The sequence below is a fragment of the Pseudomonas sp. AL10 genome, from assembly GCF_029960685.1.
Taxonomy (GTDB): Bacteria; Pseudomonadota; Gammaproteobacteria; order Pseudomonadales; family Pseudomonadaceae; genus Aquipseudomonas; species Aquipseudomonas lactis.
In genome coordinates, this window is record NZ_JASBQZ010000002.1 from 255,940 (window position 1) to 271,372 (window position 15,433).

The window sequence follows — 15,433 nt, forward strand, 5'->3', positions numbered from 1 at the left end:
CGTTTTGGAAAACACCATGAAAAAAATAACAATTGCCATAGTGGGCGGTGGTTCTGTCGGCGTTGCATATTTTACGCAACTCATTGATGAAGCTGTTCGTCAGGGGCTGAGTCATCATTTGGATGTGCTGATCTTTGAGTCACAGAAAACACCTGGGCCGGGTTATGCGTACCAGGACGACTTTGAGTGCAACTTGCTCAACACGCGAGCCGACGCCATGTCTGCGGTGGCAGGCGACAAGCGGCATTTTATTCGCTGGCTGGAACAGCATGGCGCAGATCAGGCGGTAGATTTTCCACAAACAGTCATCGACGATCACGCCTTCCTGCCGCGCAGCCTGTTCGGCAGATACCTGGCACATCAGTATGAGCAGACGATGGCCTTGGCCCGCGCCCATGGCATTAAAGTCACGGCAGTGACTTCAACGGTCACAGACCTGATATCGCTCTCCGACCAGCGCCCTTGCATTGATACCGAGAGCGGCGTGGCCTACGTGGCGGATCGGGTTGTCCTCAGCATGGGAAACCTGCCATCGACGCGGTTTACTCAGCTCAATGACGTGGCTGGCTTCGTGCGCACGCCATACCCAACCCGGGACATGGTGCGCAACATACCGGCCAACGCTTCGGTGTGTGTGCTAGGGACCGGGCTGTCGGCCATTGACACTGTGCTCTCACTGACAGAAGCCGGGCACCAGGGGAAAATTGTCATGGCATCGCGCACCGGCCGTCTGCCCAGTGTGCGCGGTACCTTTAATCGGCCTCATACACTGACTCATCTGACCCGGGCCCACATCGATAACTTCTGTGATGCAAATGGTGGTCAGCTCAAGCTGCATGACGTCTTTACGATGTTGCTGCGTGAGATCGAGGAGGTTACCGGTGACGCCTTGGACTTGAAGCGCATCTTGAATTCGGGCGCCGGTGTGTTGGACTACATAACGTCTGAGATCATGCAGGCAGACAATGCCGAGCGCCTGTGGCAGTCGGTCATTTACTCGACCAACTCCATTATCGACTACGTCTGGCACCGTCTGTCCCGCGACGACAAGCAGGTATTCCAGACGACATTCGGCAGTCTCTGGTCTTCTTACCGCGTCTCGGTGCCGGTCAAAAACGCCCATAAGTTGCAGGCGTTGCTGAAGGCTGACCGCATACTGGTGCTCGGCGGCGTCAGCCAGGTCACTTACAACGAGGCTTCAAAGGTCTTTGAGACGCGCATTGACGACCGTGGCAGTGCATTTCGTACCGTCATCGAAAGTGAATATGTCATTAACGCCACCGGGTACTCCGTTCAGGTGGAACACTCTGACGTGCCGCTCGTGGTGAATTTGCTCCGTCGCAAGTTGGCCAAGCCCAATGAGTTCGGCGGCTTTGAGTTGGACTTCGAGACAGGAAGGTTGGTGGGTGCAGCCGGTGAGGCCTGGCCGCATGTCTCGGTACTTGGCAGCCTGGCCACCGGCACGTACTTCTGGACGAATGCGATGGACGTCAATGTCAGGTTGGCCCGGCGTCAGGTTGAAGATGCGCTCAGCGTATTGTCAGGCAGCATCTCTCACACGGCGTTGCCTTCGGCGCGAGTACCTCGTCGTCGCTCTGTCACTCGAAGAGGTCGCACGGCCTCCGCTTCGGCGAGCACCAGGCAGAGTAGACGCTACGGCCTGAAGGCTGCTCAGGGGAGCGCAAGCGTGCTTGGGGTACCCGTGCGAGGGGAGCTGGCATCGCCGACGACTCAGCTGGTCTGAGGGCGCTTTGAGCTTGGCCATTTAAATCAAGCCCGCGCAGATCGTTTCGGCTGCGGGACCTGAAGCCGGTTGAATCGCAGGCAATAAAAAACCCCAAGGAACTGCTTCCTTGGGGTTTTTCGGTATTTTGGTGCCCAGAGACGGAATCGAACCGCCGACACGGGGATTTTCAATCCCCTGCTCTACCGACTGAGCTATCTGGGCAACGGGGCGCATTAAACGGGTTTTTCAGGGGGTCGTCAAGCAAGTTTTCAAAAAATATTTAATTATTACCGTCGCTTACGTGCCAACCCCGGTTTTTGATCAATTATTGAGCAGGTGGGACGTAGCCTTCGGCCTGGGCGTATTCCTCGCCGGAAAAGAACTTGTCCATTTCGCCGGCCAGGTATTTACGGTCTTCGGCATTCATCATGTTCAAACGCTTTTCGTTGATCAGCAGGGTCTGGTGTTTCAACCAGTCGCCCCAGGCTTTGGCGGAGACGTGGTCGTAGATGTCCTGGCCCTTGGCACCTGGGTACGGAGGGCGTTCCAGGGCTGGCAGTTCTTCTTTGTACTTGCGGCACATGATGGTGCGGGTCATGACGAAACTCCTGCGTTCAATACATCGGCCGCGCGCTTCAGCAGTTTTTTCACCGGGGCAGCAAGGCCCAGGCGCGGCGGGGTGGCGAGGTTATACCAGAGCCAGTCGGCCTCGGCCACGTGATGGGCGGTTTCCTCGACCTGGACCAGCCAGGGTTCGATGGCCAGCTGGAAGTGGCTGAAGGTGTGGATCAGCCCCGGCAGTTCCTGATGCTTGCCCAGCGCCAGCGCGTGCTGGTTGGCGAGGTGATCCAGGTCTTGCAGGTCGTCCAGCTCCGGCAAGCTCCACAAGCCGCCCCACAAGCCCGTAGACGGGCGACGGTAAAGCAGGATGGCGCCTTCGGCGTTGGCCAGCATCGGCATCAGCGTGCGCTTTTGCGGGATGGTCTTGCGCGGCTTGGGGATCGGATAGCGCGTCTCCAGCCCGAGCATGTGGGCTTCGCAGCCTTTTTCCAGCGGACACAACAGGCAACTCGGTTTGCTGCGGGTGCACAGGGTGGCGCCCATGTCCATCATGGCCTGGGTGTAGGCGTTGACGCGGGTATGGGGCGTAAAGCGCTCTGCAGTGGCCCACAGCTGCTTGGCCACCTTGGGCTCGCCCGGGTAACCCTCTTGCGCGGTAAAGCGCGCCAGCACGCGTTTGACGTTGCCGTCGAGGATCGGTGCGCGCAGGCCCATGCTCAGGCTGGCAATCGCGCCAGCGGTGGACAGGCCGATGCCCGGCAGCTCGGTGAGCTTTTCCACGTCGCGGGGGAATTCGCCGCCGTATTCGGCCACCACGATCTTCGCGGTCTTTTGCAGGTTGCGCGCCCGGGTGTAGTAGCCCAGGCCCGTCCACAGGTGCAGCACTTCATCTTCCGGTGCGGCGGCCAGGGCTTCGACCGTCGGCAAGGACGCCATGAAGCGGTCGAAGTAGTTGAGCACGGTGCTGACCTGGGTCTGTTGCAGCATGATCTCCGACACCCACACCCGGTAAGGGGTGATGCCCTGTTGCCAAGGCAGGTCGTGGCGGCCATGGCGGTCGTACCAGTCCAGTACCGCTTGTGAAAACTGCTCGTTTCTCATCGGTTGAACAGGCCTTTCAATGCGTCTTTGAGCTTGGGGTTAACCTTGTCGAGCTTCTCTTCCAGCTTCTCGTTAAGGCGATTGCCGGCCGCCTTGAGGGCGACCTGGCCCAGGCCGTCCTTGTCCAGGCGGCAGGCCTTGGCGCCCAGCTCAAGCGGGCCACGGCAGCGCAGCGGCACTTCAATGCCCTGGAAGTTGGCGCCGACCTGGCAGGCCGGGTCCGGCATGTCGCGCTTGTCGCCTTCGACGATGATGCCCACGCGGTAGTCCATGCCCAGCACGCGCAAATCCACATCACCGTTGCCGTTGAGCGTGAGGCCCGGGATACGCACTTTCAGGTCGGGGTTGCTGGCCACGCCGTTACGGAACGTGAGGTTGCCGCGCAGTTCCTGGAAGGGCGTGTCCTTGCCGCCTGGGGTGGTGCTCAGGGTCTTGCGGTTGAGCAGGGCGATTCCGGTACACAGCTGCTGCTCGATGTTGGCATTGAGCAACACGCCGTTGTTGATCACGAGGCTGGCGGTACCGTTGAGGCTCTCGATCAGGGCTTTCTGGCTATTGCCGCGGCCGCTGAGGTTGCTGTCGAGGGTGAGCTGGCCTTTGACCGGCGGGGTTTTCCCTTGGGCCTGCAGGATGCGTTCAACAGGCACCTGCTTGATGTGGCTTTGCAGGGCCAGCACGGGTGTGTCCTGGCGTACGTCAAGTGTGCCGTTAGCCTGGAACGTGCCGTTGTAGAGACCGCCGCTGAGAGTGTCGAGCTTGAGTTGCCCGTCGATGCCGGAAGCTTTGAGCACCGCGTTCTGAATGGGCAGTTGGCTCAGGGTCAGCTCGCCAAAGGCCAGGTCTGCATTCACGTCCAGGCTGCGCAGGCGCGTCAGCGGCAGCAGTTTGTCGTTGCTCCAGGCACCTTTGGTCGGCGCCTCCGGCAATGGCGTGTTGCCGCCTGCCGCCATGGCGCCGGCTTCGCTGCTCTGTACTTCGGCCTGGCGTGCGGCGGTTGCACCTTTGGCAGCTTCGGATTTGGCCGGCAGGTAATTGTCGGCATTGAAAGTATCGCCCTTGAGCTGCACACGCAGTGACTGCTTGGCGAAATCATCCACGGCGACGCGGCCGGTGAAGGTGCTGCCATCGAGCTTCAGGTTCAGGTCTTCCAGGGCGACGCTGGTGGGCGTGCCCTTGAGGCGGCTCACCAGCTCGACCTTGCTCAGGCTACCGGGGGCCATGGCAGGCAGTGGGTGGCCGATGCTCTCAAGAAACTTGGCCAGGTCAAACTGGGCGACCGACAGGGCGCCGCTGATCTGCGGGGTCTTGTCCAGGTCATTGGCCTTCAGTTCGCCCAAGGCGCGCAGTTGGTTGGCCGCCAGTTTCAGGTTGGTCCATTCGGCGACGTTGGCCGCCAGGTCCACCAGCAATTGGCCCTGGGTGGAGAAACTCACCGTCTTGCCCTGCAACGGCTCACCAGTGGCCTCGCCACTCAAGCGCATGTCTTCGAACTGATAACGCTTGAGCGCACGCTGGATGCGCAAGTTGCCGTTCAGCTCAGTCTTGACCCGCATCAGCGGCTGGTTGCTGCCCAGGAAGGCCGTGAGTTTCAGCGGGATGCTGGCGCCTTCGTGGATAGCACCGGCACTCAGCTGGATGCTCTCGGCACTAAGCTGCTTGCCGGTCTGTTCATCGGTGTATTCGACGCGGGCATTGTTGATGGTCAGGCTGTCGATATCCAGGCGGATCGGTTGCGGCGGTTTTTCCGGCTTGGTTTCAGCCACGGGTTCGACCGGCGCGGGAGCGGGGGTGCCTGTGGTTTCGTCGGGCAGGTTCTTGCCGATGTCTTCCCAGTTGCCATGGCCCTGCTTATCGCGGTTCAGGCGCAGGTTCAGGCCTTCGACACGCACATCGCTCATCTGCACTTCGCGGCGCAGCAGTGGCAGCACGCGCACCGACAGGCCGAGCATCTGCAAGTCGGCAAACGGTTGAGTCGGTGCGGTCAGGGTCGCGACGCTGGCTTCGTGAAGCTCCAGGCCCAGCCAGGGGAACAGGCTCCAGCCGATATCGCCATTGAGCGTCAGCTCGATGTGGGCCTTGTCGCGGGCTATCTGGCGAATTTCTTCTTTGTAGTCGTTGGGATCGAAAAGGTGGGTCAGGGCAAAGCCGAGCGCCACAATGATCAGCAACAGCCCGAGAAGTACCAGACCCAGGATTTTGCCGAACGCTTTCATGGGCGAGTCCTTGTATGTCGATTTCAAAATTTAGCCGCAGAGTATAACGCCCGAAGGCCGGCGTCAGTTCACGGATCGTTACATTGTATCCACCGGCGTGGAAATGGGATTTTGACGTCAGAAAAATACAGACAATCCAAAAAAGGTAGTGGCAGTTTGATTTTTCTGTCATCCACTGGTGCTAATCTCTGCACGTTCGTCCGCCTTCTGCGACTTAAGGTCGCGCCTAAAAGGGAGTTTCACTCAACAAAACGGCCACGCTTTGCGTGCAAGGCCGAGGGAGAGAGCGCCTGACGGACGCATACCAATAACTGGGGGAAACACCAATGAGCACTAGCACTGTGGCCGGCACTGACGCCGCACAGCCTGCGTTCCTGTCCAAGGAGCGCATCATCGCCAAGCCGGGCTTCAACCGCTGGCTGGTTCCACCGGCCGCCCTGGCCATTCACCTGTGCATCGGCATGGCCTACGGCTTCTCGGTGTTCTGGCTGCCGTTGTCCAAGGCGCTGGGTATCACTGCGCCGGTGGTTTGCGCACCGGACATGGGCTTTATCGCTCAAGTCTTTTCGTCTCAATGCGACTGGCCCATCTCCATGCTGGGCTGGATCTACACCCTGTTCTTCATCTTCCTGGGCTGCTCCGCAGCGATCTGGGGCGGCTGGCTGGAACACGCCGGGCCGCGCAAGGCCGGGGTTGTCTCGGCGCTGTGCTGGTGTGGTGGCCTGCTGATCTCGGCCCTGGGTATCTATACCCACCAGATCTGGCTGATGTGGATCGGCTCCGGGGTCATTGGCGGTATTGGCCTGGGCCTGGGCTATATCTCGCCCGTTTCGACCTTGATCAAGTGGTTCCCGGACAAGCGTGGCATGGCCACCGGCATGGCGATCATGGGTTTTGGCGGCGGCGCGATGGTGGGTGCACCTTTGGCCGCGGCGCTGATGGGCCATTTCTCTTCACCGACCAGCGTCGGTGTATGGCAGAGCTTTGTGGTCATGGCGGCGATTTACTTCGTGTTCATGATCGGTGGCGCACTGCTGTATCGCGTACCCCCGACCGGCTGGAAGCCTGAGGGCTGGACCGCGCCAGCGAAGAAAGCCAGCAATGCGATGATCACTCACCGCCATGTGCATGTGAATGTTGCGTGGAAAACCCCACAGTTCCGCCTGGTATGGCTGGTGCTGTGCCTGAACGTGTCGGCCGGTATCGGCATCCTGGGCATGGCCTCGCCGCTGCTGCAGGAAGTGTTCGGCGGCAAGTTGCTGGGTGTTGATGTGCCATTTGGTCAACTGGATGCTGGTCAACTGGCCTCCATTGCAGCCATTGCCGCTGGTTTTACCGGCCTGTTGAGCTTGTTCAACATCGGTGGTCGGTTCTTCTGGGCCTCGTTCTCTGACTACCTGGGGCGTAAAAACACCTACTTCGTGTTCTTCGCCCTGGGCTTTGCCCTGTATGCGCTGATCCCGAACCTGGGGCATCTGGGCAACGTGGCGCTGTTTGTGGCCGCGTTCTGCATCATCCTGTCGATGTACGGCGGTGGTTTTGCCACGGTCCCGGCTTACCTGGCCGACTTGTTCGGGACCCAGATGGTCGGCGCGATCCACGGTCGCCTGCTGACCGCCTGGGCTGCGGCGGGCGTACTGGGCCCGGTGCTGGTGAACTACCTGCGTGAATACCAGTTGAGCATCGGCGTTGAACGCGCCGCGGCCTACGACATCACCTTGTACATCCTCGCCGGCCTGCTGGTGCTGGGCTTTATCTGCAACCTGCTGGTGCGCCCGGTGGCCGACAAGTACTTCATGACCGACGCGGAACTTGCCGCCGAACAGGCGCTGGGCCATGACAAAGGTGCCGATGCCAGCACCGTGCTGGAGTGGAAGGCCTCCGCCGCCAGCAAGCCGCTGGCGATTGCCGCGTGGCTGGTAGTGGGTATTCCGTTGGCGTGGGGTGTGTGGGTGACCCTGCAGAAGACCGCAGTACTGTTCCACTGATACCGTGGCTGATCGTTGGCTGATCGTTCCCACGCTCCCGCGCTGATCGTTCCCACGCTCCCGCGTGGGAATGCATCCCGTGACGCTCTGCGTCACCCTCTGCGCAGGGCTTGGGCCCTGCGGTGTGATCGGAACGCGGAGCGTTCCTGGCGGCATTCCCACGCGGAGCGTGGGAATGATCGCGCGCACCATGCTGGGGCGCCGAGATTAACTCGTCAGTCTTATCCCCTTCGTTGTTTCTGTTTAGCGCCCGCGCCCCTATAATGGCTGCCTTTTTCGCCCAATGATTTTGCGGAGCTGGTGATGGCCGAACGTAAGGCATCTGTCGAGCGCGACACTCTGGAAACCCAGATCAAAGCCTCGATCAACCTGGATGGCACCGGAAAGGCCCGATTTGATATCGGTGTCCCTTTTCTTGAGCACATGCTGGACCAGATCGCCCGTCACGGGCTGATCGACCTGGATATCGTCGGCAAAGGCGACCTGCACATCGACGACCACCACATGGTGGAAGACGTGGGCATTACCCTCGGCCAGGCGTTTGCCAAGGCCATCGGCGACAAAAAAGGCATCCGTCGCTACGGCCATGCCTATGTCCCGCTGGACGAAGCGCTGTCCCGTGTGGTCATCGACTTCTCCGGTCGCCCGGGTTTGCAGATGCACGTGCCTTACACCCGCGCGAACGTGGGCCGTGGCTTTGACGTCGACCTGTTCCAGGAATTCTTCCAAGGTTTCGTTAACCACGCACTGGTCAGCCTGCACATCGACAACCTGCGCGGCACCAACACTCACCACCAGATCGAAACCGTGTTCAAGGCTTTCGGCCGCGCACTGCGCATGGCTGTGGAAGTCGATGAGCGCATGGGCGGGCAAATGCCGTCGACCAAGGGCGTCCTGTAATGCAGACGGTCGCGGTTATCGATTACGGCATGGGTAACCTGCACTCGGTGGCCAAGGCCCTTGAGCATGTAGGTGCCGGCAAGGTGCTGATCACCAGCGATGCCAACGTGATTCGCGAAGCCGACCGCGTGGTGTTCCCCGGTGTTGGCGCGATTCGCGATTGCATGGCCGAGATCCGCCGCCTGGGTTTTGACAGCCTGGTGCGCGAAGTCAGCCAGGACCGCCCGTTCCTCGGCATCTGCGTGGGCATGCAAGCCTTGCTCGACAGCAGTGAAGAGAACGGCGGAGTCGACTGCATCGGCCTGTTTCCGGGCCAGGTGAAGTTCTTCGGCAAAGACCTGCATGAAGAGGGCGAGCACCTCAAAGTCCCGCACATGGGCTGGAACGAAGTGCGCCGCACCGTCGACCACCCGCTGTGGCACGACATCCCGGACATGGCGCGTTTCTACTTCGTGCACAGCTACTACATCGCCGCCGGTAACCCGCGCCAGGTGGTGGGTGGCGGGCATTACGGCGTCGACTTTGCCGCCGCGCTGGCCGATGGTTCGCGCTTTGCCGTGCAGTTTCACCCGGAGAAGAGCCATACCCATGGCCTGCAATTGCTGCAGAACTTCGCCGCGTGGGATGGTCGCTGGTAAATGGCCAGGAAACCGAAGCAGCCGATCTTGAACCTCGCGCCCGAGCAGGAGCGTGAGGCTACTGACAAGATCAAGCGATTCATGGAGGACCGCTTCGAGCTCAAGCTGGGCTCGTTCGAGGTCGCCGAGATTCTTGAGCTGTTTACCACCGAAGTGGCGCCGCATTATTACAACAGGGCGATTTTCGACACGCAGACGCTCCTTAAAGAAAGGTTCGAAAGCATCGAAAGCGACTTGTGGTCGCTTGAGAAACCCTGATTTCCCAAGCATTGCTGAATATCGAATAAGGTTTGCCAGATGCTGATTATCCCCGCTATCGATCTCAAGGACGGCGCTTGTGTACGCCTGCGCCAAGGCCGCATGGAAGATTCCACCGTGTTCTCCGATGACCCGGTGAGCATGGCTGCCAAATGGGTAGAAGGGGGCTGCCGTCGTCTGCATCTGGTGGACCTGAACGGCGCCTTCGAAGGCCAGCCGGTCAACGGCGAGGTGGTTACTGCCATCGCCAAGCGCTACCCGAACCTGCCGATCCAGATCGGCGGCGGTATCCGCTCCCTGGAAACCATCGAGCACTACGTCAAAGCGGGCGTGAGCTACGTGATCATCGGCACCAAGGCCGTGAAAGATCCAGCCTTCGTCGCCGAAGCCTGCCGCGCTTTCCCGGGCAAAGTGATCGTAGGCCTGGATGCCAAAGATGGCTTCGTCGCTACCGACGGCTGGGCTGAAATCAGCACAGTGCAGGTGATCGACCTGGCCAAGCAGTTCGAAGCCGACGGCGTGTCTGCCATTGTTTATACCGACATCGCCAAAGACGGCATGATGCAGGGCTGCAACGTACCCTTCACCGCAGCCCTGGCAGCGGCCACCAAGATTCCGGTGATCGCTTCCGGCGGCATTCATAACCTGGGTGACATCAAGTCGCTGCTGGACGCCAAGGCTCCCGGCATTATCGGCGCCATCACCGGCCGTGCGATCTATGAAGGCACTCTGGACGTCGCCGAAGCTCAGGCTTACTGCGACGCCTACAACGGCTGAGGACTGACCATGGCGCTGGCCAAACGCATCATCCCTTGCCTGGACGTCGACAACGGTCGTGTGGTCAAGGGCGTCAAGTTCGAGAACATCCGTGATGCCGGCGACCCGGTGGAAATTGCCCGTCGCTACGATGAGCAAGGTGCCGACGAGATTACCTTTCTCGACATCACCGCCAGCGTCGATGGCCGCGACACCACGCTGCATACCGTCGAGCGCATGGCCAGCCAGGTGTTTATCCCACTGACCGTGGGCGGTGGCGTGCGCACCGTGCAAGACATCCGCAACCTGCTCAATGCCGGTGCAGACAAGGTCTCGATCAACACCGCCGCCGTATTCAACCCCGAGTTTGTCGGCGAAGCCGCGCAGCACTTCGGCTCGCAATGCATCGTGGTGGCTATCGACGCCAAGAAGGTATCCGGCCCGGGCGAAACCCCGCGCTGGGAGATCTTCACCCACGGCGGGCGCAAGCCTACCGGGCTGGACGCGGTGGAGTGGGCGATGAAGATGGAAGGCCTGGGCGCCGGTGAAATCCTGCTGACCAGCATGGACCAGGACGGCATGAAAAACGGCTTCGACCTGGGCGTTACCCGCGCCATCAGCGATGCCCTGGGCATTCCGGTGATCGCATCGGGTGGCGTCGGCAACCTGCAACACCTGGCCGATGGTGTACTGGAAGGCCACGCCAGCGCGGTGCTGGCGGCGAGTATTTTCCACTTTGGCGAATACACCGTGCCCGAGGCCAAGGCCTATATGGCCGCACGCGGTATCGTCGTGCGCTAAACGCTGCTGGACACCATGGCAGGCTCGCGGCACTCTCTGCGCTTGCCATGGATTCCGGTAGCCTTCATGTTCAAACACCTGCTGCTCGCCCTCGCCAGTTCCTCCATGCTCATGGTGGCTACGGCACACGCCGAACAACCGTCTGACGCCTCCCTGGTGTTGCTGACAGAAAATTTCCCGCCCTACAACATGGCGAAAAACGGCAAGAACTTCGCAAAGGACGAGAACATCGAAGGCATCGCCGTAGACATCATGCGCGAAACCTTCAAACGTGCCGGCATTTCCTACAACCTGACCCTGCGTTTCCCTTGGGAGCGAATCTACAAACTCGCCCTGGAAAAGCCGGGTTACGGCGTGTTTGTGATGGCGCGGTTGCCAGACCGTGAAGCCTTGTTCAAATGGGTCGGCCCCATCGGCCCGGACGATTGGGTGCTATTGGCCAAGGCCGACAGCAAGATCCAACTGGAAAACCTTGAGCAGGCGCGCCGCTACAGGATCGGCGCCTACAAAGGCGACGCCATTGCCGAAAGCCTGGACAAGCAGGGGCTCAAGCCGATTGTTGCCTTGCGTGACCAGGACAATGCGCAAAAGCTCATGGAGGGCCAGATCGACCTGTGGGCCACTGGCGATCCTGCAGGACGTTACCTGGCGCGGCAAGTGGGTGTGAACGGGCTCAAGACAGTATTGCGCTTCAACAGTGCGCAGCTTTACCTGGCGTTGAACAAGGACGTGCCGGATGAGGTGGTGGCCAAGCTTCAGTCCGCGCTGGACCAGTTGCGTGAAGAAGGCCTTATCGACCAGATCATGGCCAACTACCTGTAGGAGCGAGCTTGCTCGCGAAGGACGTCAACGATGACGCGGGTATCCAGGGGGTACGCGGCGGTCTCAAGTTTTTCGCGAGCGAGCTCGCTCCTACAGGGGGGGGCGTCAGCGGTAGATGCCGTTCTTGCCATGCCCGGCCATCGCCCGGTTACTGCGCACGCTGATCATCAATTTGATATCGATCCACTCCACGCCTTGCGCCTTGAGCTTGGGCAATTCGCGCTCCAGCACCGCCAGGGTCTGCGGGTAAGGGTGCCCGATCATCACCGCCGAGCCCTGCTTGTGCGCCAGTTTGATCGCGGTTTGCAACTGCGTGGTAATCGCCGCTTCGGTGCGTTCGTCGTCGAGAAATACATCCCGCGACACATGGGCCAAACCGATCTTCTGCGCCTCGGCGGCGGCAACGGTCTGCGCGCTGGTGCGGCTGTCGACGAAGAACTTGTGGCGCCGTTGCAACTCACCCATCAGCCAAGCCATCGCCGCCGGTTGTGCGGTCATGCGGCTGCCCATGTGGTTGTTGATGCCGGCGGTGTAGGGCACTGCGTCGAACGCGGCGTCCAGGCGCTTGCCCAGTTCTTCGATCGACAGCTCAGGGTGCCAGGCGAATGGGCCGGTGGCCGGGTCCATGGGCATGTGCAGGATCACGATCTTGCCAGCCTTATGGGCCTCACGGGCGAATTCGGCGGCGTGGGGCGTGTCCGGCATGATGGCGGCGGTCACCGGGCCGGGTAGCGCGAGCACGCGGCGATCCCGAGGCAGGTTTTGCCCCAGGTCGTCGATGATCAGTGTCAGGTAGGCTTTGTGCGGTTCGCCGGCAGGGGCCGCTTGAGCGACCCCTGCCAGGCTGCACAGCACAGCGAGGATCAGGGCAAGGCGCATGATCAACGGCTGCGGGTGATGCTCAAGCCCTTGAGCAGGCTGAGTGCCTGGGCCAGTTGGTAGTCATCGTCCTGCGGCATCGGCTTGGCCTTGGCGCGGCTGCCGGTTGGCTGGTCGGCACCGCCGTTGCCATTGCCCAGGTGACCTTGCAGGTCGGCCTCTTTGTAGTATTCGCCGTCGATCTCGTTGGTGATCTTGGCGCGGCGTACTTCGATGTCCGGCACGATGCCCTGGGCCTGGATCGAGCGGCCGTTGGGCGTGTAGTACAGCGCCGTGGTGATCTTCAGCGCACGCTCGTTGTTCAGCGGCAATACGGTCTGCACCGAGCCTTTGCCGAAGCTGGTGGTGCCCATCAGCACGCCGCGCTTGAGGTCTTGCAGGGCACCGGCGACGATTTCCGAAGCCGAGGCGCTGCCACCGTTGATCAATACCGCCAGTGGCACGTTCTCGCTGAGGTCGTTGCCGGTGGCCGAGAAGCGCAACTCGGAGTTGGCGATACGGCCCTTGGTGTAGACGATCAGGCCCTTGGTGACGAAGTGGTCGACCACCTCGACCGCCGACTGCAACACGCCGCCTGGGTTGTTGCGCAGGTCAAGCACGATGCCGTTGAGCTTCTTGCCGTTGTCTTTGCGCAGTTTGGCCAGGGCCTTGGCCACTTCGTCGCCGGTCTTGACCTGGAACTGGGTGATACGGATATAACCGTAGCCCGACTCCAGCAGCTGGCTTTTCACGCTTTTGACCGTGATGGTCGCGCGGGCCAGGGTCACGTCAAACGGGTTGCCGCCGTCGCGTACCAGGGTCAGGGTGATCTTCTGGCCGAGCTTGCCGCGCATCTTGTCGACGGCTTCGGTCATGGTCTGGCCGCGGGTTGGCTGGCCGTTGATCTTCACGATCAGGTCGCCGGCCTGGATACCGGCCTTGGACGCCGGGGTGTCGTCGATAGGCGAGACCACTTTGATCTGGCCGTCTTCGGAGCCCACTTCGATGCCAAGGCCGCCGAACTCACCGCTGGTGCTTTCCTGCAACTCGGCGAAATCTTCCGGGCCCAGGTAGGCGGAGTGCGGGTCGAGGTTGCTGAGCATGCCCTTGATGGCATTTTCCAGCAGGGCCTTGTCGTCTACGGGTTCGACATACGCTGCCTTGATCCGGTCCATAACCTCGGCAAAGGTACGCAGCTCGTCCAGCGGCAATGGCGCCTTGGTCGTCGCAGCCGTGGCGGGTGCAGCCGGTGCGGCCTGGTCGGCAAAAGCCAGAGGCGCGCCGATCACCAGGGCGATCGTCAGGGCCAGCGAAGTGAGGCGGGACAAATGCAGCATGTCGAACGAACTCCTAATGTAGATGCGACCCTATCCTTGGGACCGGCACCATTGTGCAGGGTCGCTCGGGCGGCCCTGCTGACGAATAGCGAAGTACAGCGCCGGGGTGTCCTGGCCACCACTGTTACCGACAGTGGAGATGGATTCACCGGCTTTTACAACATCACCTGCCGACTTGAGTAATGTCTGATTGTGGCCGTAAAGGCTCAAATAGCCATTACCGTGGTCAAGAATCACCAGCAAGCCGGCGCCCCGCAACCAATCGGCAAACACCACGCGGCCACCATGCACGGCGTGGACCTGGCTGCCGGCAGAGGCGCTGATCATCACGCCATCCCACTTGGCGCGGGTGTCATCGCCACGGGTTTCCCCAAAGCGTGCCAGTAATCGACCATCAACCGGCCATGGAAGTTTGCCGCGTGCTGAAGCAAAAGGGCCGCCGAACGACTCGCCACTGCTGGAAACCAGCGGGCCAGGGGCTGCGCGCGCGGGTTTGCGCGGGGCCGGAGCGTCGGTGGTGGCAGCCAGTTCGGCCTCACGCTGACGCTTTTTTTCGGCTTCCTGCTGGGCGATCAGCGCTTTTTGCCGCGCTTCTTCGGCCTCGCGTGCCTGGCGGGCCAGGGTTTCTTCGATGGTCTTGAGGACTTTGGCCAGGTCGGCCTGGTCCTGCTCGCGGGCCTGGAGCTTGGCGTCGCGGGCTTTTACGTCGCTGTTGAGCTTGGCCAGGGCCTGCTGGCGTTCCTTGCGTACTTTATCGAGCTGGTCGCGCTGGGTGTCGAGGGCGGTTTTCTGGTCGAGTAGCTGGGATTGCTGGTCGGCGATTTCCTGTTCGACATTGGCCAATTGACGCAGGGTTTCGTTAAACCCCTTCAATTGCGCCAGGCGCGCCTGGCTCAGGTAATCGTAATAGGTGAGGGTACGGGCGAATTTTTCCGGATTCTGCTGGTTGAGCAGCAGCTTGAGGTACTCCTGGCGGCCGCTCTGGTACGCGGCACGGGCCTGGATCGCGATCAGACGTTGCTGTTCAACGCGTGCGCTCTGGAGTTTTTTTTTCTCAGCGTCGAGTCGCTCCAGTTCCGACTCGCTCTTCTTTAGTTCTTTTTGCAGCTCCTGGACCTGCTTCTCCAGCTTGCCCATTTCGGTTTCCGTGCCGCGCAGGTCTTTCTGCACCCCGGATTTTTCTTCCTGGAGCTTGCCGAGCAGCTTTTTCAGCTCGGTAATGTCCTGACGCGTAGCGTCCAACTGTTGTTGGGTTTGTGCGCGCTCATCGGCAAACGCCGGTTGGAGCAGGCAGACAAGAGCAAGGGTTATCAAGGCGCGAAGCATAGAGGCGGGCGACACCAGGGGAAAAGGACGGCCTAGTATGCCCGCCAAGCGCTGCAAAAAAAACGCCCAATTGGGGCTGGTGGGCAAGATAGGTGCCGAGTGGTGCTGGTATGGCAAAAAGATATCTCTCAAAGCGCCACAAACCAAT

The 15,433-nt window shown here is 60.8% G+C and carries 14 protein-coding genes and 1 tRNA gene; 8 read left to right on the forward strand and 7 right to left on the reverse strand.

Annotated features, from left to right (window positions below; genetic code table 11):
• Positions 1 to 16 precede the first annotated feature (16 nt).
• The gene (locus tag QK296_RS03750; protein ID WP_282390615.1) at positions 17 to 1,744 is read left to right on the forward strand and encodes an FAD/NAD(P)-binding protein; all 1,728 of its coding nucleotides are present in this window, start codon (positions 17 to 19) and stop codon (positions 1,742 to 1,744) included.
• Positions 1,745 to 1,872: 128 nt separating this feature from the next.
• Here QK296_RS03750 and QK296_RS03755 read toward each other — a convergent pair.
• The 4 genes from QK296_RS03755 to QK296_RS03770 form a co-directional block, all read right to left on the reverse strand.
• A tRNA-Phe gene (locus tag QK296_RS03755) sits at positions 1,873 to 1,948 on the reverse strand.
• Between the two features lie 103 nt (positions 1,949 to 2,051).
• Positions 2,052 to 2,324 (reverse strand): oxidative damage protection protein, encoded by a 273-nt coding sequence (locus tag QK296_RS03760; RefSeq protein ID WP_003187776.1) that lies wholly within the window; start codon positions 2,322 to 2,324, stop codon positions 2,052 to 2,054.
• Positions 2,321 to 3,388 (reverse strand): A/G-specific adenine glycosylase, encoded by a 1,068-nt coding sequence (mutY, locus tag QK296_RS03765; RefSeq protein ID WP_094774383.1) that lies wholly within the window; start codon positions 3,386 to 3,388, stop codon positions 2,321 to 2,323. Before mutY ends, QK296_RS03760 begins: the two co-directional genes overlap by 4 nt.
• Positions 3,385 to 5,601: an AsmA family protein gene (locus tag QK296_RS03770; RefSeq protein WP_094774382.1), complete on the reverse strand. Its 2,217-nt coding sequence runs from the start codon at positions 5,599 to 5,601 to the stop codon at positions 3,385 to 3,387. The genes mutY and QK296_RS03770 overlap by 4 nt, the downstream gene beginning before the upstream one ends.
• A 326-nt stretch (positions 5,602 to 5,927) precedes the next feature.
• Between QK296_RS03770 and QK296_RS03775 the strand changes: the two genes are divergently transcribed.
• The 7 genes from QK296_RS03775 (at position 5,928) to QK296_RS03805 (ending at position 11,764) form a co-directional block, all read left to right on the forward strand.
• On the forward strand, positions 5,928 to 7,589 hold the full coding sequence (locus tag QK296_RS03775) for an OFA family MFS transporter (protein ID WP_137204940.1): 1,662 nt from the start codon (positions 5,928 to 5,930) through the stop codon (positions 7,587 to 7,589).
• Between the two features lie 303 nt (positions 7,590 to 7,892).
• On the forward strand, positions 7,893 to 8,489 hold the full coding sequence (hisB, locus tag QK296_RS03780) for an imidazoleglycerol-phosphate dehydratase HisB (RefSeq protein ID WP_003187781.1): 597 nt from the start codon (positions 7,893 to 7,895) through the stop codon (positions 8,487 to 8,489).
• Positions 8,489 to 9,127 (forward strand): imidazole glycerol phosphate synthase subunit HisH, encoded by a 639-nt coding sequence (gene hisH / locus QK296_RS03785; RefSeq protein ID WP_003187782.1) that lies wholly within the window; start codon positions 8,489 to 8,491, stop codon positions 9,125 to 9,127. The genes hisB and hisH overlap by 1 nt, the downstream gene beginning before the upstream one ends.
• Positions 9,128 to 9,385 (forward strand): DUF2164 domain-containing protein, encoded by a 258-nt coding sequence (locus QK296_RS03790; RefSeq protein WP_032900357.1) that lies wholly within the window; start codon positions 9,128 to 9,130, stop codon positions 9,383 to 9,385.
• 39 nt (positions 9,386 to 9,424) lie between these two features.
• Positions 9,425 to 10,162, forward strand: coding sequence for a 1-(5-phosphoribosyl)-5-[(5-phosphoribosylamino)methylideneamino]imidazole-4-carboxamide isomerase (hisA, locus tag QK296_RS03795; protein WP_003187784.1), 738 nt, complete (start codon positions 9,425 to 9,427; stop codon positions 10,160 to 10,162).
• 9 nt (positions 10,163 to 10,171) lie between these two features.
• The gene (gene hisF, locus QK296_RS03800) at positions 10,172 to 10,942 is read left to right on the forward strand and encodes an imidazole glycerol phosphate synthase subunit HisF (RefSeq protein WP_003187786.1); all 771 of its coding nucleotides are present in this window, start codon (positions 10,172 to 10,174) and stop codon (positions 10,940 to 10,942) included.
• A 66-nt stretch (positions 10,943 to 11,008) separates the two neighbouring features.
• Positions 11,009 to 11,764, forward strand: a complete 756-nt coding sequence (locus QK296_RS03805) for an ABC transporter substrate-binding protein (RefSeq protein WP_120247895.1) — start codon at positions 11,009 to 11,011, stop codon at positions 11,762 to 11,764.
• 105 nt (positions 11,765 to 11,869) lie between these two features.
• Here the strand turns inward: QK296_RS03805 and QK296_RS03810 are convergent, their stop codons facing one another.
• From QK296_RS03810 to QK296_RS03820, 3 genes are read right to left on the reverse strand one after another with little or no spacing between them, the layout of a single operon-like run.
• On the reverse strand, positions 11,870 to 12,643 hold the full coding sequence (locus tag QK296_RS03810) for a divergent polysaccharide deacetylase family protein (protein ID WP_003187789.1): 774 nt from the start codon (positions 12,641 to 12,643) through the stop codon (positions 11,870 to 11,872).
• A gap of 2 nt (positions 12,644 to 12,645) precedes the next feature.
• Complete coding sequence (locus QK296_RS03815; protein WP_003187790.1) at positions 12,646 to 13,959, reverse strand: S41 family peptidase; 1,314 nt, start codon at positions 13,957 to 13,959, stop codon at positions 12,646 to 12,648.
• Positions 13,960 to 13,989: 30 nt separating this feature from the next.
• Entirely contained in the window at positions 13,990 to 15,285 is a 1,296-nt protein-coding gene (locus QK296_RS03820; RefSeq protein ID WP_003187792.1) for a murein hydrolase activator EnvC, read from the reverse strand.
• Between the last annotated feature and the right edge of the window lie 148 nt (positions 15,286 to 15,433).